A 25,037-nucleotide genomic window follows, 5' to 3' on the forward strand; every position below is an offset into this window, starting at 1 on the left:
GGCATCGAAAATCAAGATCAAAAGATCGCAGGCTTCGTTAGCTCCTACAAAAGCCCGGTGGTTTTGAGTAGTTGTTTCAAGGCTTCTTTCTCGGCGGCGGAACCGTTGCCAAGGATTTTTTTGAATTGCTGTTCGATCTGAAGCAGCGATACCGATGCCTCGGGCAAATTCAAATGCTCCGGCAAAATCTCCTCACCGGTACTCACCAACAGCGCAAAGTGAATGACGTTTTCCAGTTCCCGGGTATTGCCCGGCCAGCTGTGCTGTTCGAGCAGATGCTGCGCAGCGTCGCTGATCAATGGCACCGGCAGATCGAGGCGTTGGCTGTAGATGCCGAGGAAGTATTCGGCCAGCGACAAAATATCGCCTACCCGTTCGCGCAAGGCCGGCAGTTCGAGCTGGCCTTCACTGAGGTAGTGATAAAGCCGCTCATGGAATTTTCCGGCAGCCACCGCTTGGGCCAGATCGATACTGGTGGCGGCCACCAGACGTACGTCCACCGGGCTTGGCTGCTGAGCACCAACGCGGGTGACTTCGTGGTTTTCCAGGGCTGCCAGTAATTTGCTCTGGATGGGTAGCGGCAAGTCGCCGATCTCGTCCAGATAGAGCGTGCCGCCATTGGCCGAACCGAACCAGCCAGCGCGACTGCTGGCCGAACCGCTGTAACTGCCGGCGGCATAGCCGAACAGCTCAGCGTCAGCGTAGGTCGGGCTGATCGCCCCGCAATTGACGGATACGAACAATCCACCCCGGTCACTGGCGCGGTGGATATGCCGCGCCAGCAGTTCTTTACCGCTGCCGGTTTCACCGCGAATCAACACCGAGATCGAACGTGGCGCCAGTTGTTCCAGCTCCTGACGCAACTGCCGGGAACGCGGATCGACGAACACCAACGCCTTGGCGCGAATGCTCAGCGGGCTTTTTTCCGCGTCAGGAAAGGTCAGCAGCGGCTGGCCGAAGGTTTCATGCAGGCTCATGGCAGACTCCCGCCCCAAAACCGCTGGAGGCCGGGGCGTTTTTTAGAAAAATAAAGGGTTCAAGCGCGACGCAGGGCGTGCTGTTCCATGCGGTTTTGCAAACGATAGAGGTACGCAAAACCCTGCTCCCAACGCTGATGACCAGACTTCACATTGATGTGCCCAGCCCCCGATAAAATCCCCGCCTCAGCCCCCCAATTACGGGCCAGCTCCATCGCACGGGGCGCACTCACGGCGCTGTCGTTATCGGAGCTGACAACCTGGCTCGGGAATGGCAGCAACGTTGTCGGAATCGGCGCAAAGTTACGCAAGGCCGGTGCACAAGCCGGGCGCTCGACGTCCGCTGGCGCGACCAGCAAAGCACCACGCACCTGGCGCAGAAAATTCAGTGGCGCCGTGGCCGCCCAATGGGCGACGGTGATGCAGCCCAGGCTGTGGGCGATCAAAATCACTGGCGTACTGTCGGCGGCAATCGCCTCGGCCAGTGCCGCGACCCAGTCCTCACGACGCGGCGTCAGCCAGTCGGCTTGCTCCACCCGCGCACTGTTCGGCAAGCTGTTCTGCCAGTGGGTTTGCCAATGATCTTCTGGCGATCCTTGCCAGCCCGGCACAATCAGGTAGCGAATTGATTCGTTGCGCATGGGGGAGCTCTCCTGCTGCGTGTCTGTTCGTGACCGAGTATAGGGAGGAGAGTTATATTCGTTAAGGAATAAGAAGCTATTTATTAAGACTAATATCGAATATATAACACGATCAAATGTGGGAGCGGGCTTGCTCGCGAAGGCGGTCTGTCAGTTGATATTGATGTTGACTGACGAGACGCCTTCGCGAGCAAGCCCGCTCCCACAGGGTTCACTGACTGGCACTTTATCCGGGATAAAAAAGGGGCCGCACCCTGCCAAGGAGACGGCCCCGGAAACTCGAAATCTGTTAGCGCTGATCAACATCGCTGTGAGGCGATAATTGGCTGAAACGGTTATCCGATAAAGGAATATTTAATCACTTTAATAGACCTGAATCGCATATGCGAATCACTGCTTGCGTCACACCGTATCGTCCCTTTGGGTCAAATTGATGACCAGCATTGAGTTTCCGGTTACATCATCAAACCTGAGCGGCACGCACCTCTTGCATCTCGGCGGTATCCTTGCGCACAAACCGGTTCGCCCGCCCGAACGTCCCGAAATCATTGAACCGCACGCCCATCTCGCGCATCACCTTGTGCGCCACCGGGACGGTCATCTGCCGGATGTAAAACGGCTCCTTCACCACAAAATGATGGATCCCGTGGCTGCTGCCGAAGTTGAAGCAGAATGCTTGCAACGGCCACATCCACCAAGGGTTCAGCACCTGAGTCTGCTGAATCACATTCCCCGGCTCCACGTCACCGTAGTAGTGCATGTTCGAGCTGACAAAATGCAGGCAGAACGTGCGCAGTACGTTGGGGCCAATGATCACCACGGCAGCGATGTCGATCACCTGCATCACCGCCAAAGTAGTCGCTGACCACTCGATGGGCGCCCCCAGCAGATGCGCAATGCCGTTGGTGGCGTGAAAACCGAGAAACACGTACCACGCTCCCCAATGCACCAGCGCCAGCGGTGCGTAGACCTTCAGAAAACGTTTGATGATGCTGAATTTGTGCGCCCGGGTCTTGCCCCGCAGCATACGGATGAACGCCGACATCACGTTGTCGCCGACCATCAATAGCCGCGCGATTCCCCACGGCTCACCGTTGGTGATCGCCCGTTCTTCCATGTCGGCTTCGGTGCCGGATACCTTATGGTGATTGAGGTGCAAATGACGACGGATCCAGGGATTGATGGTGCTCGGTCGCGCCAGCCACACCAGGCCCATCATCAGGTTGTGCGGCACGCGCTGTTTGCGAAAGTACATGCTGTGGATCAGGTCATGCTCCAGCTCGTGGGTCAGCGAGGCGAAAAATGCGTTGAGTAACAGGCATACCCACCAGGCCATGAACCCGGTGATGTACAGCGCTGCGGAACCGATCATCCCGGCCAACGCGAAGGCCAGAATGCCCGCGCCCAGGGCGTCCTGATGGTTGAGAATCGGGTAGCGCTGACGCAGTTCGACGCCTTTGGCCAATACCACCTGGCGAATATGCGCTGATCGCTGTGCTGCATTCAGTCGCTGGGGACTTGCACAAGTACCGTCCATGCTTCCATCCTCTGGTTATTGATGTTCGCATCCTGCCTTGCGATGCTGTACGGAGCGGTAGCCGTGAACGCCAACCTGTTGACCGGACGCGCCATTCAACATGACTGAACCGACCTCCCTCGCCAGCTGGACCCGTGCCCTGCGCAAGCAGCTCGAAGCGCTGGGGCTCGACAGCACAACCCTGTGCCAGCAAGCGGGGCTTGACCCACACTTGATGGACGACCCGAACGCCCGTTACCCGTTGTCCGGCACCACGCGCCTGTGGCACATCGCGGTGCAGGTCAGCGGTGACCCGGCGATTGGTTTGCGCGTATCGCGTTTCGTCAGCCCCACCACCTTTCATGCGCTGGGTTATGCGTTGGTAGCCAGCGGCAGCCTGCGGGAAGTCTTCGAGCGCATCGTGCGTTATCACCAGGTGGTCAGCGACGCGCTGGATCTGGAACTGATCCGCGCCGAGGATCGCTACTACTTCCGCCTGAAAATCCCCCCAGGCAACCCCGCGCCAGCCTTCGAGGCCATCGACGCCTTCGCGGCGATTTACGTGCGCACCTGCCGCAATCGCCTGGGCCGTGACTATGCCCCGCTGGCGGTTTATCTGCGCCGTCCGGAACCGGCCGACCCGCACCAATGGCACAAAGTGTTCCGCTCGCCGGTGTATTTCAACGCCGATGAAGACCGACTGGAATTCGCCCTGGTGGATTTCGACAGTCACCTGGACGATGCCAACCCGGAACTGGCCGAACACAACGAAACCGTGCTCAAACGCACCCTGGCGCAACTCAAACCCCTGACCTGGGAACGCAAGGTTCGCGACGCCATTGAAGAGCAATTACCCGAAGGCGAACCGTCGGCCGATCGCATCGCCCAGGCGCTGCACTTGAGTCTGCGCAGCCTGCAACGGCACTTGGCGGATGAGGGTTGTCGGTTCGATACGCTGCTCAATGAAAGCCGGGAGAACCTGGCGCTGCTGCATCTGCGCGACCCATTGTGCTCGTTGGGCGAAATCAGTTATCTGCTGGGATTCGCCGACACCAGCAGCTTCAGCCGTGCATTCAAACGCTGGACCGGAATGACGCCGGGGCAGTTTCGGGATGGGTTGCAGTGACAGATCCGAGAGGTGTTTTGAGTTTCCCGGCCTCTTCGCGGGCAAGCCCGCTCCTACAGGGTTTTCAGTTGTTTACAACATTGTGATTCACGCAGGTCCACTGTGGGAGCGGGCTTGCTCGCGAAGGCGGTAGTCCATACGCCGCAAACCTTCAACGCCCGCGATCCCTGCGCAACAGCTTGCGCACCCGCTTCACCAGCTCACTGACGGCAAACGGCTTGAGCAGGTAATCATCTTCATGCAATTCCAGCCCGCGCAGCCGGTCTTCGATGCCGTCCTTGGTGGTGAGGAGCAGCACCGGCGTGTCGCCGAGCTTGCGGATCTGTTGCAGCAATTGCCAGCCGTTGAGTCCTGGCAGCATCACGTCGAGGATGATCAGTTCGTATTCACCGGACTCGATAAAGCGCCGACCGTCCATGCCATTGAGCGCCACATCTACCCTGTAACTCGCTTCGCTCAAGCCTTTGGCCAGGAGGCTGGCGGTCTCGGGTTCGTCTTCCACTAGCAACACACGCATGGCACACCTCGATTGTCGTCGTCACAGGCTAGGCGCGTTCGCGGATAAAGCCCATCAATAACATGGCGATCTTTTTTAAATCACCACCAACGCCCGCAACCGCTCGGCATCCAGAATCTCGATTTCGCCATACTTGAGATTCAGAATCCCTTGCCCCTGCAAATCCTTGAGAAGCTGGTTCGTGGTCTGGCGCGACAACGACAACATCGACGCCAGTTGCTCCTGAGGCAATTGCAGAACACGGCGCGGCGGATTTATTTCGCCGTAACCCTCGGCGATCATCAGCAAGCGATGCGCCAGGCGCGCCGGGGCTGGCATCAGGCTGAGCTGTTCGAGGCTGATGAAGGTCAGGCGCAGTTTTTGGCTCATCAGCAACGCCAGTTGCCGCCAGTAAACCGGTTGTTGGTCGAGTACCTTCAGCAGCGTCGCTTGCGGGATGTGCAACAGGCTGCACTGGCCAACGGCGTAGGCATCGTGGGTTCGCGGCTGGCCATCGAACAGGCAGATTTCGCCGAACCAGTGCGGCGCTTCCACCAGGCTCAGCAGCGCTTCCTTGCCCTGCTCGCTCACCGCGCCAATGCGCACCGAACCTTCGAGCACTGCATACAGCCCGCATGGCGGATCACCGCGTTTGAATAGCAGTTGCCCCGACGGCAGGCGCCGAACCCGTGCCGCAGCCAGCAGACTATCCTGTAAAGGAACAGGTAAATGACTGAACCACTGCCCCGTCTCCAGGCGCGAACGCCAAACCTGCATGTCCATGAAAACTCCTGGAAATTGTCGCCTGGCTGACAGAGCGAGAAATGAAACCCGGGGCATCATCCATCACCCTACAGGAGGAATAACAATGAAAAGCCTCGTTGACCATCTCAGTCAATACGCCGCCTACCACCGTGACCCGCGCAATATTGCCAGCCACTTTATCGGTATTCCGCTGATAGTAGTGGCGGTCGCGGTGTTGCTGTCACGGCCGCAATGGGGCGCAGGCTGGATCTCGCCGGCGGTGCTGGTCGCGATGGCATCGGCGTGGTTTTACCTGCGCCTGGAGATTCGTCTCGGGCTGTTGATGACCCTGTTGCTCGGTCTGTGCATTTGGGCAGGTCAGGTTCTTGCGCAGCACAACACACTGGTCTGGCTCGCCAGCGGCATCGGGATGTTTGTGCTGGGGTGGGCGATTCAGTTTGTCGGGCATTATTACGAGGGACGCAAACCGGCGTTTGTCGATGACGTGACGGGGTTGATTGTCGGGCCGTTGTTTGTGGTGGTTGAGTTGGCGTTTTTGCTCGGGTTGCGGCATGAGCTGAAAGAGCAGATCGAGGCGCGAGTGGGTGGTGTGCGTTTGCGGCAGAAAAACGCTGCGGTATAGATCGCTTTTTCGAGTAGCCCCCCGTTCCCACAGAGAATTTTTTGATCGAACGCACGCTCTGTGGGAATACGGCCCGTGACACAGAACAAGTTTATGCAGCGCAACAGTAACGAAACTGCTCCCGTCAAGACTCCAATATAAAAAAAGTATGAGCCAATGCGAATGTCACTAAGAAAACCAAAGAGACCACACCAAGTAATCGCTCATACAACTTGAAATCCAAAATAAAACCCAAAGCAAAATCATTTTCTGATGAAGCAGAGCCCATTACTCCATCAACTGAAAAACAACATACCGTAACAGCGACAATTATTGATTCGACAATAAAACTACACGCACAAGCAAACAATACGCAGACCGAAAAAAAAGAAATTGAATTACCCTCGAAATGCAGACTACTCAGAATAAAAAAATAGAACAGAAACACAAGAATAAATGGAATAAAAGGAAGAAAAAACCTTAACGATAAAAATATCTTCGGATGGAGGCTAACCGTCGAAGATACAGAGTAATTACTTATCACGCCAACAATCATTTATACGCCTATTTTAGTGAAAGCGCTTGGTGACGCTAAAAAATCTTTAAGCGCTTGCGTAATATTAAACCAGGAATCGCAGTTCGCTCCTCCTGGCCAATTCATGATGTAATATTCGCGATTATAGTTTCTATTACCTTCACGCCGGCCGGGCCTCCAACATAGAAGCTCCAGCTGCCGCACCTGTTAAAATAACAGTTGTAAGACCTGCCGCGACCGCTGCCGGAGTTGTGATTGGACTGGGCACAATCGCAAGGCTGGCAGCAGTAGCTCCCGTTAAAGCAGCCCCCACTGCCAGTATATGAGACACTTGGATTCCATCCCCACTAGCTGCACCTGAAATGAATTGAATTTCTACATCCGATAGAGCTCGCATAACTTACCTCCATATAAATATCAACCACGTAATTACATCTATGACTTGTCAACACTAAGCACAAGGCATTCAAATTAAAGACAACAGCTGGCGATTTTGCGAACCGTATAGTCTTCATTGCGACGAACCCAGTAGACCTTTTCGATGCTTTCTCGCCTAAAAACCTCTTTAATCTCTTTAAACGCATCGATGGCGCAACCGCGAGGGAAATTAAAATCTATAATCCAGGTCTCTCCTCCTTCGTTCCATTCAGAGGGGTGAAGCAAAAAATTTGGATCTTTAATCAGCCGCTCTTCGCTATCATGCGCCAAATGAGCCCACGTCATATAGCCAATTGGTGTCGATTTTTTGTCAAAGAAAAACGCAATTTGTTTATGGTCGATTGCAGGGCTAATCCAAAACTTCAACGTGGCAATTTGAAATAACGAATAGCGTCGACACATGGACATGATTAAACAAGCAAAACCAAGAAGCTGCGCTTTGTCCTTCACACCGGAAGCTATACATTGAGTGGAAATTTCACAACTTTTTATCAAAAAATACTCTCCTGATATCGTTATAGAAAGAAAATTTAATATCCGGACACTTTTCACTCACACGCTTGTTAACCTTCCGTTCCATAGCCAAATACCTAATGATTACAATCTAACGCTTTCACGCCTCTTGAAAAAACCCTACACATGTAGGGGTACCGGATGGATTAAGCGCAAGGTTGCACGAGCGTTGGTGATTCAATTTGTCGGTCACCATTACGAAGGGCGCAAACCGGCGTTTGTCGATGATGTGACGGGGCTGATTGTCGGGCCGTTGTTCGTGGTGGTTGAGTTGGCGTTTTTGCTCGGGATGCGGCGTGAGCTGAAAGAGCAGATCGAGGCGCGAGTGGGTGGGGTGCGTTTGCGTCAGAAAGATGCTGCGGCGTAGGACGCCATCGCGGGCAAGCCCGCTCCCACAGTGATCTGTGTCGTTCACAAATCCACTGTGGGAGCGAGCTTGCTCGCGATGCTTTTGCCCTTAAATATTGGCGACTTTCTGCCAGACCTTGGGTTTGAAGAACAACGTCTCACCCTTGGCCAATCCAACCAGGCTGTCGTGGTCTTTCACCACTTCAGCCTCGATCAGCTCGCTTTGACCTTCGACCTTCAGCGTCACCCGCGTGGTAGCGCCCAACGGACGAATATCCCGCACTTCAGCGGCGTGGTGATCTTCCAGTTCATGCCGCGACAGCGACACTTCGTGGGGACGGAACAGCACGTGTCGGTCTTCGCCCAAATGCAGACGGTTCGAGTCGCCGAGGAAGTGATAGACGAAATCGCTGGCCGGGTTTTCGTAGACGTCGCCCGGTGAGCCGATCTGCTCGATCACGCCCTTGTTCATCACCACGATCCGGTCGGCGACTTCCATCGCTTCTTCCTGATCGTGGGTCACGAACACCGAGGTCAGGTTGATGTCTTCGTGCAGCCGTGCGAGCCAGCGACGCAGCTCTTTACGGACCTTGGCATCCAGCGCGCCGAAGGGTTCGTCGAGCAACAGGACTTTCGGTTCCACCGCCAAGGCACGGGCCAATGCGATGCGCTGACGCTGGCCGCCGGAGAGTTGTTCCGGGTAGCGATCGGCCAACCAATCCAGTTGCACCATGTTCAGCAGTTCGTGGACTTTTACCGCGATCTGGCTTTCATTCGGGCGCTGGTTTTTCGGCTTCATGCGCAGGCCGAACGCGACGTTGTCGAACACCGTCATGTGGCGGAACAGAGCGTAGTGCTGGAACACGAAACCGACATTGCGATCACGCACGTCGTGGCCGGAGACGTCTTCACCATGGAACACGATGTTGCCCTGATCCGGGGTTTCCAGGCCGGCGATGATTCGCAACAACGTGGTCTTGCCGCAACCGGACGGGCCGAGCAGCGCCACCAGCTCGCCGCTTTGAATGTCCAGGCTGATGTTGTCCAGCGCCTTGAACGCGTGGAAGTTTTTGCTGACGTTACGCACTTCGATCGACATGACTTATTCCTCCGCGGCGCTGGCGCGCAGGCGGTTAATACGGTTTTCGCTCCACTGCTTGAGCAGCAGGATGAAGAGCGCCAGGATCAGCAACAGGCTCGCCACGGCGAACGCGGCCACGTGGTTGTATTCGTTGTAGAGGATCTCGACGTGCAGCGGCAAGGTGTTGGTCACCCCGCGAATGTGCCCGGAAACCACCGACACCGCACCGAACTCACCCATGGCCCGGGCCGTACACAACACCACGCCATAGATCAGGCCCCATTTGATATTGGGCACGGTGACGTGCCAGAACATCTGCCAGCCATTGGCGCCGAGCAGGCGCGCGGCCTCTTCCTCCTGAGTGCCTTGTTCCTGCATCAGCGGAATCAGCTCACGGGCCACGAACGGCACAGTGACGAAAATCGTCGCCAGCACGATGCCCGGCAAGGCGAAGACGATCTGGATGTCGTGGTCCTGCAACCATGGGCCGAACAGGCCTTGGGCGCCGAACATCAGCACGTAGACAAGACCGGCGATGACCGGCGACACCGAGAACGGCAGGTCGATCAGCGTGACCAGCATACTTTTGCCACGGAACGAGTATTTGCTCACGCACCATGCCGCGCTGACACCGAACACCAGGTTCAGCGGCACCGAAATCAACACGGCGATCACCGTAAGTTTCAGGGCCGACAACGCGTCGGGCTCGAAGATCGCGGTGAAGAACGCACCGATTCCGAGCTTCAGGCCCTGAGACACCACGATCACCAGCGGCAGCAACAGGAACAGGGCGAACACCAACCAGCCGAGGCCGATCAGGATTCGCCGCGATGAAGCACTGCCACGGCGGGCGGCGTTCGAGGAAGCAGCAGCAATAGACGATTGGGACATTTCTGCGTCTCCTTATGGGGTTTCGATGCGCCGCTGCAGCAAGTTGATCAGCAGCAACAGGACGAAAGAAACCACTAGCATCAGTACACCAATGGACGTGGCACCGGTGTAATCGTACTGGTCGAGTTTGACCATGATCAGCAGCGGCAGGATCTCGGTTTTCATCGGCATGTTGCCGGCAATGAAAATCACCGAACCGTACTCGCCGACCCCGCGGGCAAAGGCCAGCGCGAAACCGGTCAGCCAGGCTGGCAACAGTGCAGGCACCAGAATATGGCGGAAAACCTGTAGTGGTTTTGCACCCAGGCACGCCGCCGCTTCTTCCACTTCACGAGGGATATCGGCCAATACTGGCTGTACGGTACGTACTACGAATGGAAGTGTCACAAAAGTCAGGGCAAGGGTGATGCCGAGGGGGGTATACGCGATCTTGAAACCCAGGTCCGCTGCAAACTGACCCACCCAACCATTGGGCGCGTAGAGCGCAGTCAGCGCGATACCGGCCACGGCGGTGGGCAATGCGAAGGGTAAGTCGATCATCGCATCGATGACTTTGCGCCCAGGGAAGGTATAGCGCACCAGCACCCAGGCCAGCAGCGTGCCGATGATGCCGTTGATGATCGCGGCATAGAGCGCGGTGCCGAAGCTGAGCTTCAACGCCGCCAGCACCCTTGGCGCCGAGATAATTGCCCAGAACTGGTCCCAGGTGAGTTGAGCGGCATGCACGAACATCGCCGCCAGTGGAATGAGCACAATCAGACTGAGGTACACCAAGGTGTAACCCAGCGTCAGCCCGAAGCCGGGTATGACGGGGGAGATACGACGCGACATAAAAGTCCTTGGTTGATAACGCGCTAAGCCCCGACGGTGAAATCGGGGCCTGTTGGCTAATGCCCGCCACTTAAGTGCTAATCCTGTGGGAGCGGGCTTGCTCGCGAAGGCGGTGTGTCAAGCGACATCAATGTTGACTGTGCCGCTGTCTTCGCGAGCAAGCCCGCTCCCACATGGATTTCGCATTGGCAGATCCATTTCAGGTTACTGCGCCTGATAAATCTGGTCGAACACGCCTCCGTCATTGAAGAATTTCGGTTGCGCGGTTTTCCAGCCGCCGAAGTCCTTGTCGATGGTCACCAGTTCCAGTGTCGGGAACTGTTTGGCGTACTTGGCGGCCACCTCTTTGTCACGTGGACGATAGAAGTTTTTCGCCGCGATTTCCTGGCCGGCCGGGCTGTACAGGTGTTTGAGGTACGCTTCGGCGATCTGGGCGTTACCCTTTTTCTCGGCATTCTTGTCGACCACGGCCACCGGTGGTTCGGCCAGGATCGACAGCGAAGGCACGACGATGTCGAATTTGTCAGCGCCGCCATCTTCTTTCAAGGCCAGGAAGGCTTCGTTTTCCCAAGCCAGCAACACGTCGCCCTGACCGTTGTTGACGAAGGTGATGGTCGAGCCACGAGCGCCGGTGTCCAGCACAGGCACGTGTTTGAACAGCGTCTGCACGTACTCTTTGGCCTTGGCTTCGTTACCGCCGTTGGCTTTCAAACCGTAGGCCCAGGCTGCAAGGAAGTTCCAGCGTGCGCCGCCGGAGGTTTTTGGGTTCGGGGTGATGACTTCCACGCCATTTTTGGTCAGATCGCCCCAGTCCTTGATGCCTTTCGGGTTGCCCTTGCGCACCAGGAACACGATGGTCGAGGTGTAAGGCGTGCTCGCTTCCGGAAGGCGCTTCTGCCAGTCGGCCGGCAGGCTCTTGCCGAGCTTGGCGATTTCGTCGATGTCACCGGCCAGGGCCAGAGTCACCACGTCGGCCCGCAAACCGTCGATCACCGCCCGGCCCTGCTTGCCCGAACCACCATGGGACTGCTGGATCTTCACGTTGTCGCCCGCGTGGTCTTTTTTCCAGAAGTTGATGAACTCGGCGTTGTACTCCTGGTACAGCTCACGGGTCGGGTCATATGACACGTTGAGCAACTCGTAATCCTTGGCAACCGCGGAACCCGCAAAAAGGGCACTGGCCAGCGCGGCCAAAGCAAAATGACGAATCGACGACATGGTGAAAGCTCCTGGAATTCTTGGTGTGTTGGCTTTTCTTATGGATTTCTGGAATCGGGTTGTCTGTTCAAAGATCGCAGCCTTCGGCAGCGCCCACAGGCGCGTAGGAGCTGCCGAAGGCTGCGATCTTTTGATCTTCCAATCTTCCAATCTTCCAATCTTTCGCTTCAGCTCGGCTTGTTGCCCGGATTCTGCAAACGGAATTTCTCCTTGCGCTCAATCTGAACCACCTGGGCGTTATGCACGGTGATTTCCACCGCGCCAAAGCGCAGATCGCGCAACGCGCTCTGAATCTCACGCAAAATGGTGGCTTCGTCCTGCCCGTCAACACTACGTAGGGATGCGCTCATGGTGCTGCTCCTTGATGAGATGTGCCTGGCAGTGGGCGAGCACTGCTTACGGCGTGGGAGCAATAGTAGATAGGCGCAGATATTCTTAAAAAGACTATTTAAGAATTTTTATATAACCAAAATTAATTATTGGTGATGCAGGATTGCGGGGACGACGCACAAAACCCTGTGGCGAGGGGCTTGCCCCCGTTCGGCTGCGTAGCAGACGCAAAAATTTGGGGCCGCTACGCGACCCAACGGGGGCAAGCCCCCTCGCCACAAAAAGCAGAACAAGCGCTTATCCAATCGTTGGCGCCCGGGCCCAATCCAATGATGCCGCCGGCACTGGCCGCCCAAACCAATACCCTTGCCCCAGATCGCAGTCGTGTTCGAGCAGGAAACTCGCCTGCTCGACCTGCTCGATCCCCTCGGCATGCACTTGCAGCCCCATGCTCTGCGCCAGCGCAATAATCACCCGTACAATCGCCACGTCATCCTCATCCCCCGGCAACCCTGCGACAAATCCCTGATCGATCTTGAGCTTTTGCACCGGCAATCGCTTGAGCCGCAGCAACGAGGAATAGCCCGTACCGAAGTCATCAATGGCCAGCCGCACACCCAGTTCACGCAAGCGATGCATCTGCTCCAGCGCCACTTCCGGGTCTTCCATCACTGCGCTTTCGGTGACTTCCAGCTCCAGATACGCCGGATCCAGCCCCGTGTCGTGCAACACCTGAGCCACTTGCTGATACAACTCGCGGCGGGCGAACAGGCGAGAAGAAACGTTCACCGCGACAAACGACAACACCACGCCCGCCGCTTGCCACTGGCACATCTGCTGGCAGGCCTGGCGCATGATCCAGGCATCGATCTCGGCAATCAGCCCGGTGCGTTCGGCAATGGGGATGAATTCAGCGGGCGATATCAGCCCACGTTGCGGATGTTCCCAGCGCACCAGCGCCTCGACACCGATCAGGCGACGGGTTTTGAGGTCATGCACGGGCTGGTAATAAACCCGCAATTGCTGATATTCCAGCGCTTGGCGCAATTGAAACGCGATCTCGACGCGCTGCTGGGCATGCGCCGTCAATTCTTCGGTGTAGAGGGCATAGCCATCGCGGCCGGCGCTCTTGGTCTTGAACAGCGCCGAATCGGCGTTGCGTAATAGCTGCTCGGCGCTCAAGGCATCACTGGGGAACAGACTGATGCCAATACTGGCGTTGATGAACAGCGAATGCCCGTCGATCTGGAACGGTTCTTTAAGACCATCGATGACCCGCTGGGCCAGTGCCGCAGCATGCCCCGGTTGCGGGCAGTCTTCAGCCAATACTGCAAATTCGTCACCGCTGAGCCGCGCCAGCGTGATGCCTGGTTCGAACAAGGCGTTCAGGCGCGCCGCTATGGCCTTGAGCAGCTGGTCACCGACACTGTGACCGAGACTGTCATTGATCAACTTGAAATGATCGAGATCGATCATCAGCAACGCACAACCGCGCTTATGGACCTGCGCCGAAGCCACGGCCTGCCCGGCACGGTCGGTGAGCAGCAGACGATTGGGCAGATCGGTCAACGGATCGTGATGGGCCAGGTGCGTCAACTCATGTTCGGAGTTCTTGATCGCGCTGATGTCGGAAAACACCGCAACGTACTGGCTGAGCTGCCCCTGCTCGTCGCGAATGAGGCGGATTGTCTGCCATTGTGGGTAGATCTCGCCGCTTTTACGACGATTCCAGATTTCCCCGCTCCACTCGCCGGCGCCGTTGAGCGTCGCGAACATCGTCTGGTAAAAATCTGCCGGGTGATGGCCGGACTTGAACATGTTCGGGCGCTGCCCCAGGACTTCTTCACGCTGATAGCCGGTGATTTCCATGAACGCCCGGTTCACATGGACGATCAATCCTTGGCTATCAGTGACCAGCACCCCTTCGCGGGTGCAATCGAACACCGCTGCCGCCTGCCGCAAACGTTCCCGATCGGCATTGCGCTCGCGCAATTTGGCGCCGACGCCCAGGCAACGAAACAATCGGGCTCGCGCAATAAAGATCAGCCCGGCACTGAACGCCACCCAGGCATAACCGTTGATCAGCTGCCAGCGCAGCAGGTCGGTGGAATTATCGAAGAACCTGTTTAATAAATGACCACTCAACTGGAGCCAGGCGGCGGAAAGCACCAGGTAGAGCAGCGCTGCACGCAAAGCATCGCGATAAGTGGCTGACATTAGAGCGTCCATGTCCCTGTAAAAAGGCTGGAATTATAGATTAAAGACACATCCAGCCACTCTTATCTGAAAGGGCGACTGGTTTTATCTGTGGGCTAAGTGATAATGCAACGGCTGTTTTTTTCTTTATCGAGGGTCCTATAGGCTATGTGGTACGAAGGTTTTCTTGGCTTATCGCCCTGGTCACTGGTGGCAGTCACCCTACTGATGACCCACGTGACGATCGTCGGCGTCACGGTTTATCTGCATCGCTATTCAGCCCATCGCTCGCTTGAGCTCAATGCCGGCCTGAAACATTTCTTCCGCTTCTGGCTGTGGTTGACCACGGCGCAGAACACCCGCGAGTGGACAGCTATCCACCGTAAACACCACGCCAAGTGCGAAACCGTCGACGACCCGCACAGCCCGGTCATCAAGGGGCTGTCCACCGTTCTGCGCAAAGGCGCCGAGCTGTACCGCGCCGAAGCGGAAAACCCCGAGACCCTACGCATCTACGGCAAGAACTGCCCCGAAGACTGGATCGAACGCAACCTTTACAGCCGCTTCCCGCTGTTGGGCGTGGCGATCATGGGCGTCATCGACCTGCTGCTGTTCGGCACCATCGGCATCACCATCTGGGCCATCCAGATGATGTGGATCCCGGTGTGGGCCGCAGGCGTGGTCAATGGCCTGGGCCATGCCATCGGCTACCGCAACTTCGAATGCCGCGATGCGGCGACCAATCTGGTGCCTTGGGGCATCCTGATCGGCGGCGAAGAACTGCATAACAACCATCACACCTACCCCAACTCCGCCAAACTGTCGGTGAAGAAATGGGAATTCGACCTCGGCTGGGCCTGGATCCAGGTCTTCAGCTTCCTGCGTCTGGCCAAGGTCCAGCGGGTCGCGCCGATCGCCCACCGCGTTGAAGGCAAAGGCAACCTGGACATGGACACCGCCATGGCGATCCTCAACAACCGCTTCCAGATCATGGCCCAGTACCGCAAGCTCGTGATCGCGCCACTGGTCAAGCAAGAGCTGGAAAAGGTCGATCACTCGGTCCGCCACCAGTTCCACCGGGCCAAGCGCTTGCTCTCGCGGGAAACCAGCCTGCTGGACGACAAACACCATATGCGCATCCAGACCATGCTCGAGCACAGTCAGGCGCTGAAGGTAATTTACGAGAAACGCCTGTCCTTGCAGCAGATCTGGGTCAAGACCAGCTCAAATGGTCACGACATGCTGGCCGCCATCAAGGATTGGGTACACGAGGCCGAGGCCAGCGGGATTCAATCCCTGCGCGAGTTCGCCGACCAATTGAAAACCTACTCCCTACGCCCTGCCAACGCCTGACCCTCTGATGACGGCTTGCCTCTGCTGAAGAGGCTTGCCTGTGGCGAGGGAGCTTGCTCCCGCTCGGCTGCGCAGCAGACGTAAAACCTGACGACGCGTTTTAGTTGAAAAAACGCGTCGCCAGTACCGCCCAGCGGCCCCCTGCCCCCATCCCCACAAAAAGTGGGAACTTCACTCCAAATCCCCTATCTCAAAGACACTTCGCCATCCAGGCGGGCTCTGTTTTTGGCCGCTATCGACATAGCGGCACGCCCTTTGAGATTTGTGCCGATGGTCCATAAAAACCTACAAGACACATCCCTTCCCCAGTGGCCCGAGGCCGCGCAAACCCTGATGGCGCTGATGCATGCCCAAGGCGAAGTGGCGCGCCTGAGCGAACGCGAACAACTGTTCAGCTCGCTGCTGGTCAGCGTCAATGCCGTGCTTTGGGCATACAACTGGGAAACCCGTCAGGTGCTATACGTCAGCCCGGCCTATGAACGGATTTTCGGTCGCCCCGCCGGTCTGTTGCTGTCCGACTCCAATCACTGGCGCGACAGCGTCTATCCCGACGATCTGGACTATGCCGAGCGCAGCCTGGCGCAAGTGCTGGTCAAAGGCGCCGTTGAAGACCGCGAGTACCGCATCATCGCTGCCGACGGCCAAGTGCGCTGGCTCAGCGACAAGTGTTTCATCAACCGTCAGGCCGAGCCGGGTCAACCGCTGATCATCGTCGGCATTGCCGAAGACATCACCGAAAAAAAACAGATGGAAGCCGAGCTGCAACGCCTGGCCAGCACCGATGTGCTGACCCAAAGCAGCAATCGTCGACACTTTTTCGAATGCGCCCATCAGGAATTCGAGCAGGCGCGATTGAACGGTGCGCCGCTGGCGTTCCTGCTGTTGGACATCGATGACTTCAAAGTGGTCAATGACACCTATGGCCATCAGGAGGGCGATAAGGTGCTGCAACGCATCGCCGAGAGCGGTCGCGCGGCCCTGCGGCGTGGTGATCTGTTCGGACGGATCGGCGGTGAGGAATTCGCGGCGGTGTTTCCCGGCTGTGCACCGGACATGGCCATGCAAGTGGCCGAGCGCCTGCAACGGGAAATTCAGCGGTTAAGCTTCAGCCATGACGACCGGACCTTCGGCATCACCGTCAGCCAGGGACTGAGCAGCCTCACATACGAGGATGAAAGTATCGACAGCCTGTTCGCCCGCGCCGATGCGGCGATGTACCAGGCCAAGCGCCAAGGCAAGAACCGAATTATTTCTGGCTGAAAGACCTGACACGGACCTAATGTGGGAGCGGGCTTGCTCGCGAAGAGGGGGTGTCAGTCAACATCAATGTGGCTGACACCCCCTCTTCGCGAGCAAGCCCGCTCCCACAAGGGTCTGGGTTGAGCTTATTTTTTGCGCAAACGCATCAGTTCCGGCAACCCGATCTTCAGCAATCGCGCTGTGCGGCTCTTGGCCAGGGCCTCGATCCCCTCATGCTCGGTCAGGCGCGCCAGTTGCGCGGCCATGTTCATCACCAGTGCTTCGCGGGAGTAAACCCCGCCACCGAACTGGTAAACCGCCGCAATCAGCTCCCGCAGCTCCAAGGGCAGCCGCCAGCGGGTCCGTAGCGCCGAACCATAGGCCGCGCCGAACTCGGCCAATGCATCGCCGACTTCCTGCCATTCGTCCAGCTCACCGCCAGCCTCCTTCCACTCCTGCAAACAACGCAGCAACGCCAGGTCGCCGAGGCAATGCAGCATGCCTGCGCAATAACAGCGCGCCTGATCCAGATCCAGCAAACGCGCCAGTGTCCGGGCGTATTCGGCGGTGTGCAGCGACAACTCCCAATAACGTTCGGCATAGTCCGCCAGCTGCGGATCACTGAGCCGGGCACTGCGTTTGAGAGTGAGCCCCAGAATCAGGTTCATGCTTTGCCCGGTCCCCAAGCGTTGCAGCGCCTGGGCCAGGGTTTGCACAGCGACGCCATGATGCTGGGCTGCGCTGTTGACGGCGGCGATCAGGACAGCGGTAATTTGCGGGTCAGTGCGGATTTCGTCTTCTAGCCGCGTCAGATCGAGGCCATCGGGATTGAGGCTACGTTTGATCGCCACCTGCACATCGGTCATCAACGGCGCACCGTCCGCCAATTCACGACGTCGCTCCAGGTACACCGACAAGGTCATGCCTGGCGCCAATGACGGCGCCTCGCAGGAAACCTCTTCGCCGGCGTTCAGCAGCAAATCCTGCAGGCGCTGGGTCAGGTTTTCGATGTTCAAGGGTTTGGTCAGGTACGCCGTGGGCGCCAGGGGCAAGACTTCGCGCACGCTGGCGCTGTCGTTGCGGCTGCTCATCAGAATGAAGGGCAGCGGCGGATTACGCTTGCGCTGCCGGACACTGCGCAAGACGTTCAGGCCATCGACGCCAGGCAACTCCCAGTCGACGATCACCAGGTCATAAGGATTTTCCGCCAACAGCTGCAGGGTCTCCTGGCCATCGACACACAGGTCCAGCCGCGCGTCGCAACGCACATTCAACAACACCTGCTTGAGCAAGTCGCGGGACCAGGGATCGGCCTCGGCAATCAGCACACGCGGCACAGCGGGTAACACCACAGCAGTCATCGCACACTCCAACGGCAATGCTTGCACCTTAGTCAATGATGGCCATTCGATACAGCTCAATGGCCGCCGATCTTTTCAAGCGGGTACAAAAAAACCCGCCGAAGCGGGTTTTTTGTCGATCACGTCACAAATCAATCAGAGCTCGGCGAAGCACTCTTCGATGATCGCCAGACCTTTGTCCAGTTGCTCGTCCGGCGAGGTCAGCGGTACCAGTACGCGCAGAACGTTGCCGTAGGTGCCACACGACAGCAGGATCAGGCCCTTGTCACGCGCCTTGGCCACAACGGCTGCTACAGCAGTCGGGTTCGGCTTGTGCGTGTCGCCGTTTTCGAACAGCTCGACGGCGATCATCGCGCCCAGGGCACGCACTTCACCGATGACCGGGTATTTGGCCTGAATAGCTTTGAGGCCAGTCACCAGACGCTCGCCAACCGCTTTGCAACGGTCCAGCAGGTGCTCTTCTTCGAACACTTCCATCACGGCCAGGGCCGCGGCGCAAGCGATCGGGCTACCGGCGTAAGTACCACCCAGGCCGCCTGGAGCGATGGCGTCCATGTATTCGGCCTTGCCGCACACACCGGCCAGCGGGAAGCCACCGGCGATGGATTTGGCGAAGGTGGTCAGGTCGGCGGCAACGCCCATCTGCTCCATGGCGAAGAAGGTACCGGTACGGCCAGCGCCCGTTTGCACTTCGTCAGCGATCAACAGGATGCCGTGCTGGTCGCACAACGCGCGCAGACGCTTCATGAACTCTTTAGGCGCAACGTAGAAACCGCCTTCGCCCTGAACCGGCTCGATGATGATGGCAGCGATGTCACGCGGCTCGGCATCGTTCTTGAAGATGCGCTCAATGCTCGCGATCGAATCGTCGATGCTCACACCGTGCAGCTCATTCGGGTACAGCGCGCGGAAGATGCCGCCTGGCATCAGGCCCATGCCGGCCGAGTAAGGCACGACTTTACCGGTCAGGCCCAGGGTCATCATGGTGCGACCGTGGTAAGCGCCGGTGAACGCAATCACGCCGGCACGGCCAGTGGCGGCGCGGGCGATCTTGATGGAGTTTTCCACAGCTTCGGAGCCGGTGGTCACCAGCAGGGTTTTCTTGGCGAAATCACCTGGCACCTTGGCGTTGATTTTTTCGCACACTTCCACGTACGGCTCGTAGGCCAGTACCTGGAAGCAGGTGTGGGTCAGCTTGTTCAGCTGTTCGGTCACGGCGGCGATGATTTTCGGGTGCACGTGACCGGTGTTCAGCACGGCGATACCGCCAGCGAAGTCGATGAACTCGCGACCTTCAACGTCGGTCACGGTGGCGTTCTTCGCATGGTCGGCGAAGATCGGGTGAATCTGGCCAACACCGCGCGGTACAGCGGCTTCGCGGCGTTTCATCAGGGATGCGTTAGTCTTGCTCATAGTGTCCTCATTCACCGCTCATCGGGCGGCGTGGTTCAAGGAAAATGCGGCGGGGAGGCAACTACGGCAGCATGCGATGATCGACTGCCACAGCTTTCCCGGCCACAGAGAAAATTCCGTTTGAAGCGCGCAAAGGGACAGCGCTCTCGTGCCCTTTGCGCTTGAAGCATTGCCTTGCCTTAGATGCCCAGGCAGAGGTATTTGATTTCCAGGTAATCTTCGATGCCGTACTTGGAGCCCTCACGGCCCAGGCCCGACGCCTTGATGCCGCCGAACGGCGCGACTTCGTTGGAGATCAACCCGGTGTTGACGCCGACCATGCCGTATTCCAGGGCTTCAGCCACACGGAACACACGGCCCAAGTCGCGAGCATAGAAGTACGAGGCCAGACCGAACTCGGTGTCGTTGGACATCGCGATCACGTCAGCTTCATCTTTGAAGCGGAACAGTGGCGCCAATGGACCGAAGGTTTCTTCCTTGGCCACGGCAGCGTTATTCGGCACGTTGGTCAGAATGGTCGGCTCGAAGAAGTTGCCTTGCATGCTCTTGCCGCCCGCCAGAACGGTGGCGCCTTTACCGACGGCGTCAGCAATGTGCTCTTGAACCTTGGCCACGGCTTTCTCATCGATCAGCGGGCCAGTGGTAGTGCCGTCGTCCAGACCGTTACCGATCTTGAGCTTGGCCACGGCCACTTTCAGTTTTTCGGCGAACGCGTCGTACACCGAATCCTGAATGTACAGACGGTTGGCGCAGACGCAAGTCTGGCCGTTGTTGCGGTACTTGGAAATGATCGCGCCTTCGACGGCCTTATCCAGGTCCGCGTCGTCGAACACGATGAACGGAGCGTTGCCGCCCAGTTCCAGAGAGACTTTCTTGATGTCTTTAGCGCACTCGGTCATCAACTGACGGCCAATTTCGGTCGAGCCGGTGAAGGACAGTTTGCGCACGATCGGGTTGCCGGTCAGCTCGCTGCCGATATCGCCAGCACTGCCGGTCACCACACTGAACACACCGTTCGGAATACCGGCACGTTGAGCAAGTTCGGCCAGCGCGAATGCCGAGAACGGAGTTTGCGAAGCCGGCTTGAGCACCATGGTGCAACCGGCGGCCAGGGCCGGGCCGGCCTTACGGGTGATCATCGCGGCCGGGAAGTTCCACGGAGTAATCGCGGCGGTCACGCCGATCGGCTGCTTGATCACGATCAGGCGCTTGTCTGGCTGGTGGCCCGGAATCACGTCACCGTAGACGCGCTTGGCTTCTTCGGCGAACCACTCGATAAAGGAAGCGGCGTAAACGATCTCGCCCTTGGCTTCAGCCAATGGCTTGCCCTGCTCCAGAGTCATCAGGCGAGCCAGGTCGTCCTGGTTCTCGATGATCAATTCGAACCAGCGACGCAGCTTGTTCGCGCGCTCCTTGGCGGTCAGGCCACGCCAGGCCGGCAGCGCTTTATCAGCGGCTTCGATCGCACGGCGGGTTTCGGCAGCGCCCATTTTCGGCACAGTGCCCAGAATTTCGCCCGTTGCCGGGTTATTGACCTTGATCGTCTGACCGTTGTCCGCATCGACCCAAGCGCCATCGATAAAGGCTTGCTGGCGGAACAACTGGGTGTCTTTAAGCTGCATGTCGGCTTTCCTTAACAGCACCGCGCGAGGCGGAGCGAATTATGATTGTAGAAAGGCGCCTTATAGGCTGCCGTCAGGGAAATCATTCACCGGGCTGAAGCACATAAATAGCGCACAAATCGAACTCGTGCGGTTCAGCACCCAGACAAGAGCGTTTGAAATCTCAAACGAATCCTAGGATCAAAGGGGGTAAAGGACAATAGGCTGTTCGAAAAAAAGAACGAAAACGCCGCATTTGCCTATTTTTTCAGATCAGCGTAGCAAACGCAGGTTACGCTTTAGAAAAACGCAGGCGATTCAGCGGCATGGACGCCCGCAACGCATATGAGTATCATGGCGCCCGCATCGCACCAGTAGCTCAGCTGGATAGAGTACTGCCCTCCGAAGGCAGGGGTCGTGGGTTCGAATCCCGCCTGGTGCACCATATGTAGAAGTGAGAAAGCCTCAGATCTTAGGGTCTGGGGCTTTTTTGTGTCCTGTGTCCGGCAAAATCAAAGAGAACTGTCACTCAATAGAAAATTTCACTTCGAATAGCCTGTATGACAATACTCGACAATCGCTCAGTCAACGGATCAGGATCAGCCTCTCGCCTATGCAGGGTCAGGGCTATGGAAGGTAACGGTGGCAACCCTCGTTCGTCGGCGATCAATAGCTCGGTGCCTGGCTGCAAACCCAAGGCCGTTCTGATCGTGTAACCCAGGCCCGCCTCGGTCGCCGCCGACAAGCCGTTTAGGCAGGAGCTGGTGAACGACAGTAACCAGGGAATCCCTTCGCGGGTCAGCGCTTCAGTGGCCATCGAATGGAACGGACAGGGCGCGTCGAACGCGATGATGGGCAACGGCGTTCCTGATTCGATACGCCAGTCAAGGTACTGGTGAGAAGAGCCGATCCACTGCATGGGCAGTTCCGCCACCCTCTCCTGATACCCGGCTCTATTGACGTCCCCCCATACCACCGCGAGGTCGAGCGAGCCATTTTCGATCCGGCTCAGCAGATCAGCATTGCGCGCAATCCGGGCCTCGACTCGAACATCGGGATGGGCCCTGGCGAACCGGCCGAGCACGGTTGGCAAGAAGCTGCTCAGGTCCTCTTGAAGCCCAAGACGTACCCACCCCTTGAGCTTGAGCTCGGAAACAGCCGTGATCGTCTCATCGTTCAGACTTAAAAGCCGTCGTGAATAATTGAGCAGCACTTCTCCGGTGTCCGTCAGGGCCAGCTTGCGACCTGCTTTTTTGAACAACGGCGAGCCCGCCTGGGCTTCCAGCTTCTTCAATTGGGCGCTGATGGCTGACGTCGAACGAGCGAGCTTTTGCGCCGCCTTGGCAAAGCTGCCCAATTCGACCCCAGTGACGAAACTGCGCATGACATCTAAATCGAAATTTACCGGCCTCATGACAATCCTGTTTTTCGGGACGAACATGCAAAATAATTTGATATTCGAGACGATACTCTCATGCGAGTCTTTTAACCCACAACGATTGAACTGGTGGGATTCTTATGCCTGTAGATAACGGTCACCGCTGGAAAGTGCTTGGCGTCGGCGTTGCGGCCAATGCAAGCTTTTCCAGTGTGGTGGGGGGACTACCCGCGACAGCTGTCTATATGAGAGCAACGTATCAACTTGATAACTCCGAGTTGGGGCTTGTTTTGGGGGTTCTAGGTTTGGGCATCGCCGTCAGCGAGATCCCATGGGGGCTACTGACCGATCGCTGGGGGGATCGTCCTGTGTTGTTGACGGGGCTTCTCACCTCCGGGATCGCCTTGCTGGTACTGGCGATGCTTGCCTTCTCCGCACCCACGGTGGTCTTTCTGGCGGTAGGCCTGTTCGTGGTGGGCTTGCTCGGAAGCAGTGTCAACGGCGCCAGTGGTCGAGCGATCATGGCCTGGTTCAGAGAGGGCGAGCGAGGGTTGGCCATGAGTATTCGGCAAACGGCTGTGCCGGGGGGTTATGCCTTGGGCGCGGTGGTGCTGCCCTATCTCGCTCACTCGTACGGATTTGTCGAAGTCTTCACCGCCTCAGCCCTGTTCTGCCTCATCGCAGGCCTGTTTGCGTGGTTCTGGCTGTATGAGCCTGATTTCTCCAGCAATGCTGCGAAAAAGCAGAACCTGGAGGCTAGCAATAGTCCTTTGAAAGACTCGAGGGTCTGGCGAATCGTATTGGCCATCGGTCTGCTCTGCGCCCCGCAATTTGCCATTCTCACTTATGCAGCCGTGTTTTTTCATGACTTTGGCAACATCAATATCACGCTGGTTTCCGCTACGTTGGTGGTCATACAAATGGGTGCGATCGTCAGCAGAATCTGGAGCGGGCGCTGGACCGATAAAAACAAAAACCGGCGCAGTTACCTTAAAGCCTGTGCCTGGTTGAGTGCTGTGACCTTTCTGGTGCTGGGCGTTACGGTTTCGGCAGCCAGCTTCTACGGCATGAGCGAAACCCCGCTGGCCAGCGCCCTGATCATTGGTGTGATGGTCATTGCCGGGATCAGCGTGTCCGCCTGGCACGGCGTTGCCTACACAGAACTTGCCACACTGGCAGGGGCCAATCGGGCTGGCACAGCCTTGGCCATGGGCAATACCTGCGTCTTTGTCGTGTTGTTCGCGACTCCCATCGCTGCGTCCGCCCTCATGACTCATTTCTCCTGGGGCGTGGTGTGGCTGGCAGCTGCCTTTTGTGCATTGTTGACGGTGCCGCTCTTTCCTCGCGTTGAAAAAAACTATGTATTGGAACTGGGCTCGGCTTGAAATTGTTTACTAAAGCAAAACAACTACACCGCGTGCTGCACAGTTTTTAGTAGCACGCGTCGAGCGTTGGCTCACACACGTTAACTGCCTGCACTTTCGTTTAACTGGACTGAATTCTTTCCATTGGAGGAAACCCATGATCCCGCTATTTACCTTTGAAGCCGGTGAGAAGGCGCAATTGCTAAGTCTTCTTGTCCGTGCTGGCTGATTCAAACAAGCGCCCAATATCTCTAGCGGCATGCAGGACACGCTCAATCTGAACATCGCCCTCGAAAAGACTGTAAAAGATCAAATAGCGGCCGTGGGAAATCATTCGCAGCCCTCTGGCACAGTCATCGCGGGAAACACCTTGATTAGGCTGGTCCAGCAGCCGAGCGCAGCACACTCGTAATTCACCAACAAAAGCCCGAGCTCGACTCGGATTGTCACGGGCAATGTAGCGAGCGATTTGCTGCAGATCCTCTCGTGCCAGTGCGCAGAAAAGCAGTTGTCTCATGGGCGCTTTTGCTCTGCTTCGACCTCATCAATGAGCGCATCAAGCTCAGCAAACACTGTATCGGCGGCAATGGCCGGACGTGGGTCATTGCGGCTGGCTGCAATAGCTTCACGTATTTCTGCGGCTTGTAATCGATCAAGTAGCTGTTGATAAGTGGCGTGCGGTAAAAGGTAGGCCGCAGGACGGTTGTGGTTAAGAATGGCAACAGGCTCCAAACCTGCCCTTTCAATTACAGTGCTCGGGCTACGCTTGAGTTCGGTGATACTGACCGAGCGACTCGCGAGTAACTGCTCCATGGCGGCTCCAAA

General features: G+C 57.3%; 23 protein-coding genes, 1 tRNA gene and 1 pseudogene. 7 read left to right on the forward strand and 18 right to left on the reverse strand.

The window, feature by feature from the left end; all coding sequences use genetic code 11:
• Nucleotides 1–44 precede the first annotated feature (44 nt).
• From ABH909_RS02540 to ABH909_RS02550, 3 genes are all read right to left on the reverse strand, one after another.
• Entirely contained in the window at nt 45–977 is a 933-nt protein-coding gene (locus tag ABH909_RS02540) for a sigma 54-interacting transcriptional regulator (protein ID WP_429430265.1), read from the reverse strand.
• Between the two features lie 59 nt (nt 978–1,036).
• On the reverse strand, nt 1,037–1,618 hold the full coding sequence (locus ABH909_RS02545; RefSeq protein WP_429430267.1) for an alpha/beta hydrolase: 582 nt from the start codon (nt 1,616–1,618) through the stop codon (nt 1,037–1,039).
• 463 nt (nt 1,619–2,081) lie between these two features.
• Nucleotides 2,082–3,155, reverse strand: a complete 1,074-nt coding sequence (locus ABH909_RS02550) for a fatty acid desaturase (RefSeq protein ID WP_429430269.1) — start codon at nt 3,153–3,155, stop codon at nt 2,082–2,084.
• A 100-nt stretch (nt 3,156–3,255) separates the two neighbouring features.
• Here ABH909_RS02550 and ABH909_RS02555 point away from each other — a divergent pair, with 100 nt between their 5' ends.
• The gene (locus ABH909_RS02555) at nt 3,256–4,260 is read left to right on the forward strand and encodes an AraC family transcriptional regulator (protein ID WP_429430270.1); all 1,005 of its coding nucleotides are present in this window, start codon (nt 3,256–3,258) and stop codon (nt 4,258–4,260) included.
• 151 nt (nt 4,261–4,411) lie between these two features.
• Here ABH909_RS02555 and ABH909_RS02560 read toward each other — a convergent pair whose 3' ends face one another.
• Nucleotides 4,412–4,777 carry a response regulator gene (locus ABH909_RS02560; RefSeq protein WP_429430272.1) on the reverse strand — a complete coding sequence of 122 codons (366 nt, stop codon included), beginning with the start codon at nt 4,775–4,777 and terminating at the stop codon, nt 4,412–4,414.
• A gap of 75 nt (nt 4,778–4,852) precedes the next feature.
• Nucleotides 4,853–5,539: a Crp/Fnr family transcriptional regulator gene (locus tag ABH909_RS02565; RefSeq protein WP_429430274.1), complete on the reverse strand. Its 687-nt coding sequence runs from the start codon at nt 5,537–5,539 to the stop codon at nt 4,853–4,855.
• An 85-nt stretch (nt 5,540–5,624) separates the two neighbouring features.
• Here ABH909_RS02565 and ABH909_RS02570 point away from each other — a divergent pair, with 85 nt between their 5' ends.
• Entirely contained in the window at nt 5,625–6,143 is a 519-nt protein-coding gene (locus tag ABH909_RS02570) for a DUF962 domain-containing protein (RefSeq protein ID WP_429430276.1), read from the forward strand.
• A 985-nt stretch (nt 6,144–7,128) separates the two neighbouring features.
• Here the strand turns inward: ABH909_RS02570 and ABH909_RS02575 are convergent.
• Nucleotides 7,129–7,647, reverse strand: coding sequence for a toxin-activating lysine-acyltransferase (locus ABH909_RS02575; RefSeq protein WP_429430278.1), 519 nt, complete (start codon nt 7,645–7,647; stop codon nt 7,129–7,131).
• A 133-nt stretch (nt 7,648–7,780) separates the two neighbouring features.
• Between ABH909_RS02575 and ABH909_RS02580 the strand changes: the two are divergent.
• Nucleotides 7,781–7,975: pseudogene (locus tag ABH909_RS02580) on the forward strand (hypothetical protein); the annotation flags it as partial.
• A 90-nt stretch (nt 7,976–8,065) separates the two neighbouring features.
• On the opposite strand, the gene ABH909_RS02585 reads toward ABH909_RS02580, so the two are convergent.
• From ABH909_RS02585 to dibA, 6 genes are all read right to left on the reverse strand, one after another.
• Nucleotides 8,066–9,055, reverse strand: a complete 990-nt coding sequence (locus ABH909_RS02585; RefSeq protein ID WP_007899637.1) for a sulfate/molybdate ABC transporter ATP-binding protein — start codon at nt 9,053–9,055, stop codon at nt 8,066–8,068.
• Nucleotides 9,056–9,058: 3 nt separating this feature from the next.
• Nucleotides 9,059–9,928: a sulfate ABC transporter permease subunit CysW gene (gene cysW / locus ABH909_RS02590; RefSeq protein WP_007899636.1), complete on the reverse strand. Its 870-nt coding sequence runs from the start codon at nt 9,926–9,928 to the stop codon at nt 9,059–9,061.
• A gap of 12 nt (nt 9,929–9,940) precedes the next feature.
• A complete protein-coding gene (gene cysT, locus ABH909_RS02595; RefSeq protein WP_007899634.1) occupies nt 9,941–10,759 on the reverse strand; it encodes a sulfate ABC transporter permease subunit CysT in 819 nt (272 codons plus the stop codon).
• A gap of 204 nt (nt 10,760–10,963) precedes the next feature.
• Nucleotides 10,964–11,977 (reverse strand): sulfate ABC transporter substrate-binding protein, encoded by a 1,014-nt coding sequence (locus ABH909_RS02600; RefSeq protein WP_429430281.1) that lies wholly within the window; start codon nt 11,975–11,977, stop codon nt 10,964–10,966.
• A 167-nt stretch (nt 11,978–12,144) separates the two neighbouring features.
• Nucleotides 12,145–12,327, reverse strand: a complete 183-nt coding sequence (gene oscA, locus ABH909_RS02605; RefSeq protein ID WP_007941032.1) for a sulfur starvation response protein OscA — start codon at nt 12,325–12,327, stop codon at nt 12,145–12,147.
• Nucleotides 12,328–12,604: 277 nt separating this feature from the next.
• Nucleotides 12,605–14,524 (reverse strand): phosphodiesterase DibA, encoded by a 1,920-nt coding sequence (gene dibA / locus ABH909_RS02610; RefSeq protein ID WP_429430284.1) that lies wholly within the window; start codon nt 14,522–14,524, stop codon nt 12,605–12,607.
• Nucleotides 14,525–14,671: 147 nt separating this feature from the next.
• Here dibA and desA point away from each other — a divergent pair, with 147 nt between their 5' ends.
• Both desA and ABH909_RS02620 read left to right on the forward strand, forming a co-directional pair.
• Nucleotides 14,672–15,856 carry a delta-9 fatty acid desaturase DesA gene (desA, locus tag ABH909_RS02615; protein WP_429430286.1) on the forward strand — a complete coding sequence of 395 codons (1,185 nt, stop codon included), beginning with the start codon at nt 14,672–14,674 and terminating at the stop codon, nt 15,854–15,856.
• A 270-nt stretch (nt 15,857–16,126) separates the two neighbouring features.
• A complete protein-coding gene (locus ABH909_RS02620; RefSeq protein ID WP_429430288.1) occupies nt 16,127–17,116 on the forward strand; it encodes a GGDEF domain-containing protein in 990 nt (329 codons plus the stop codon).
• A 125-nt stretch (nt 17,117–17,241) separates the two neighbouring features.
• Here ABH909_RS02620 and ABH909_RS02625 read toward each other — a convergent pair whose 3' ends face one another.
• The 3 genes from ABH909_RS02625 to gabD form a co-directional block, all read right to left on the reverse strand.
• Nucleotides 17,242–18,456 carry an HDOD domain-containing protein gene (locus tag ABH909_RS02625; RefSeq protein WP_429430290.1) on the reverse strand — a complete coding sequence of 405 codons (1,215 nt, stop codon included), beginning with the start codon at nt 18,454–18,456 and terminating at the stop codon, nt 17,242–17,244.
• Between the two features lie 135 nt (nt 18,457–18,591).
• Entirely contained in the window at nt 18,592–19,869 is a 1,278-nt protein-coding gene (gene gabT, locus ABH909_RS02630; RefSeq protein WP_429430292.1) for a 4-aminobutyrate--2-oxoglutarate transaminase, read from the reverse strand.
• 179 nt (nt 19,870–20,048) lie between these two features.
• A complete protein-coding gene (gene gabD, locus ABH909_RS02635; protein ID WP_192346491.1) occupies nt 20,049–21,491 on the reverse strand; it encodes an NADP-dependent succinate-semialdehyde dehydrogenase in 1,443 nt (480 codons plus the stop codon).
• Between the two features lie 347 nt (nt 21,492–21,838).
• Here gabD and ABH909_RS02640 point away from each other — a divergent pair.
• A tRNA-Arg gene (locus tag ABH909_RS02640) sits at nt 21,839–21,915 on the forward strand.
• A gap of 84 nt (nt 21,916–21,999) precedes the next feature.
• Here the strand turns inward: ABH909_RS02640 and ABH909_RS02645 are convergent.
• Nucleotides 22,000–22,884, reverse strand: coding sequence for a LysR substrate-binding domain-containing protein (locus ABH909_RS02645; protein WP_429430294.1), 885 nt, complete (start codon nt 22,882–22,884; stop codon nt 22,000–22,002).
• Nucleotides 22,885–22,988: 104 nt separating this feature from the next.
• On the opposite strand from ABH909_RS02645, the gene ABH909_RS02650 reads away from it, so the two are divergent.
• Nucleotides 22,989–24,233: an MFS transporter gene (locus ABH909_RS02650; RefSeq protein ID WP_429430295.1), complete on the forward strand. Its 1,245-nt coding sequence runs from the start codon at nt 22,989–22,991 to the stop codon at nt 24,231–24,233.
• A gap of 181 nt (nt 24,234–24,414) precedes the next feature.
• Here ABH909_RS02650 and ABH909_RS02655 read toward each other — a convergent pair whose 3' ends face one another.
• Both ABH909_RS02655 and ABH909_RS02660 read right to left on the reverse strand, forming a co-directional pair.
• A complete protein-coding gene (locus tag ABH909_RS02655; RefSeq protein WP_429430297.1) occupies nt 24,415–24,729 on the reverse strand; it encodes a type II toxin-antitoxin system RelE/ParE family toxin in 315 nt (104 codons plus the stop codon).
• A complete protein-coding gene (locus tag ABH909_RS02660; protein ID WP_429430299.1) occupies nt 24,726–25,025 on the reverse strand; it encodes a type II toxin-antitoxin system Phd/YefM family antitoxin in 300 nt (99 codons plus the stop codon). Before ABH909_RS02660 ends, ABH909_RS02655 begins: the two co-directional genes overlap by 4 nt.
• Nucleotides 25,026–25,037: the final 12 nt, after the last annotated feature.

Origin of the sequence: Pseudomonas sp. BS3782 TE3695 (genome assembly GCF_050435305.1) — a bacterium.
In the GTDB taxonomy this organism is placed as follows: Bacteria; Pseudomonadota; Gammaproteobacteria; order Pseudomonadales; family Pseudomonadaceae; genus Aquipseudomonas.

Bases quoted from the DNA above. Each gene is read 5' to 3' on its own strand.
- ABH909_RS02540 (WP_429430265.1), bottom strand. From the start codon at position 977: ATGAGCCTGCATGAAACCTTCGGCCAGCCGCTGCTGACCTTTCCTGAC.
- ABH909_RS02545 (WP_429430267.1), bottom strand. From the start codon at position 1,618: ATGCGCAACGAATCAATTCGCTACCTGATTGTGCCGGGCTGGCAAGGA.
- ABH909_RS02550 (WP_429430269.1), bottom strand. From the start codon at position 3,155: ATGGACGGTACTTGTGCAAGTCCCCAGCGACTGAATGCAGCACAGCGA.
- ABH909_RS02555 (WP_429430270.1), top strand. From the start codon at position 3,256: ATGACTGAACCGACCTCCCTCGCCAGCTGGACCCGTGCCCTGCGCAAG.
- ABH909_RS02560 (WP_429430272.1), bottom strand. From the start codon at position 4,777: ATGCGTGTGTTGCTAGTGGAAGACGAACCCGAGACCGCCAGCCTCCTG.
- ABH909_RS02565 (WP_429430274.1), bottom strand. From the start codon at position 5,539: ATGGACATGCAGGTTTGGCGTTCGCGCCTGGAGACGGGGCAGTGGTTC.
- ABH909_RS02570 (WP_429430276.1), top strand. From the start codon at position 5,625: ATGAAAAGCCTCGTTGACCATCTCAGTCAATACGCCGCCTACCACCGT.
- ABH909_RS02585 (WP_007899637.1), bottom strand. From the start codon at position 9,055: ATGTCGATCGAAGTGCGTAACGTCAGCAAAAACTTCCACGCGTTCAAG.
- cysW (WP_007899636.1), bottom strand. From the start codon at position 9,928: ATGTCCCAATCGTCTATTGCTGCTGCTTCCTCGAACGCCGCCCGCCGT.
- cysT (WP_007899634.1), bottom strand. From the start codon at position 10,759: ATGTCGCGTCGTATCTCCCCCGTCATACCCGGCTTCGGGCTGACGCTG.
- ABH909_RS02600 (WP_429430281.1), bottom strand. From the start codon at position 11,977: ATGTCGTCGATTCGTCATTTTGCTTTGGCCGCGCTGGCCAGTGCCCTT.
- oscA (WP_007941032.1), bottom strand. From the start codon at position 12,327: ATGAGCGCATCCCTACGTAGTGTTGACGGGCAGGACGAAGCCACCATT.
- dibA (WP_429430284.1), bottom strand. From the start codon at position 14,524: ATGTCAGCCACTTATCGCGATGCTTTGCGTGCAGCGCTGCTCTACCTG.
- desA (WP_429430286.1), top strand. From the start codon at position 14,672: ATGTGGTACGAAGGTTTTCTTGGCTTATCGCCCTGGTCACTGGTGGCA.
- ABH909_RS02620 (WP_429430288.1), top strand. From the start codon at position 16,127: ATGGTCCATAAAAACCTACAAGACACATCCCTTCCCCAGTGGCCCGAG.
- ABH909_RS02625 (WP_429430290.1), bottom strand. From the start codon at position 18,456: ATGACTGCTGTGGTGTTACCCGCTGTGCCGCGTGTGCTGATTGCCGAG.
- gabT (WP_429430292.1), bottom strand. From the start codon at position 19,869: ATGAGCAAGACTAACGCATCCCTGATGAAACGCCGCGAAGCCGCTGTA.
- gabD (WP_192346491.1), bottom strand. From the start codon at position 21,491: ATGCAGCTTAAAGACACCCAGTTGTTCCGCCAGCAAGCCTTTATCGAT.
- ABH909_RS02645 (WP_429430294.1), bottom strand. From the start codon at position 22,884: ATGAGGCCGGTAAATTTCGATTTAGATGTCATGCGCAGTTTCGTCACT.
- ABH909_RS02650 (WP_429430295.1), top strand. From the start codon at position 22,989: ATGCCTGTAGATAACGGTCACCGCTGGAAAGTGCTTGGCGTCGGCGTT.
- ABH909_RS02655 (WP_429430297.1), bottom strand. From the start codon at position 24,729: ATGAGACAACTGCTTTTCTGCGCACTGGCACGAGAGGATCTGCAGCAA.
- ABH909_RS02660 (WP_429430299.1), bottom strand. From the start codon at position 25,025: ATGGAGCAGTTACTCGCGAGTCGCTCGGTCAGTATCACCGAACTCAAG.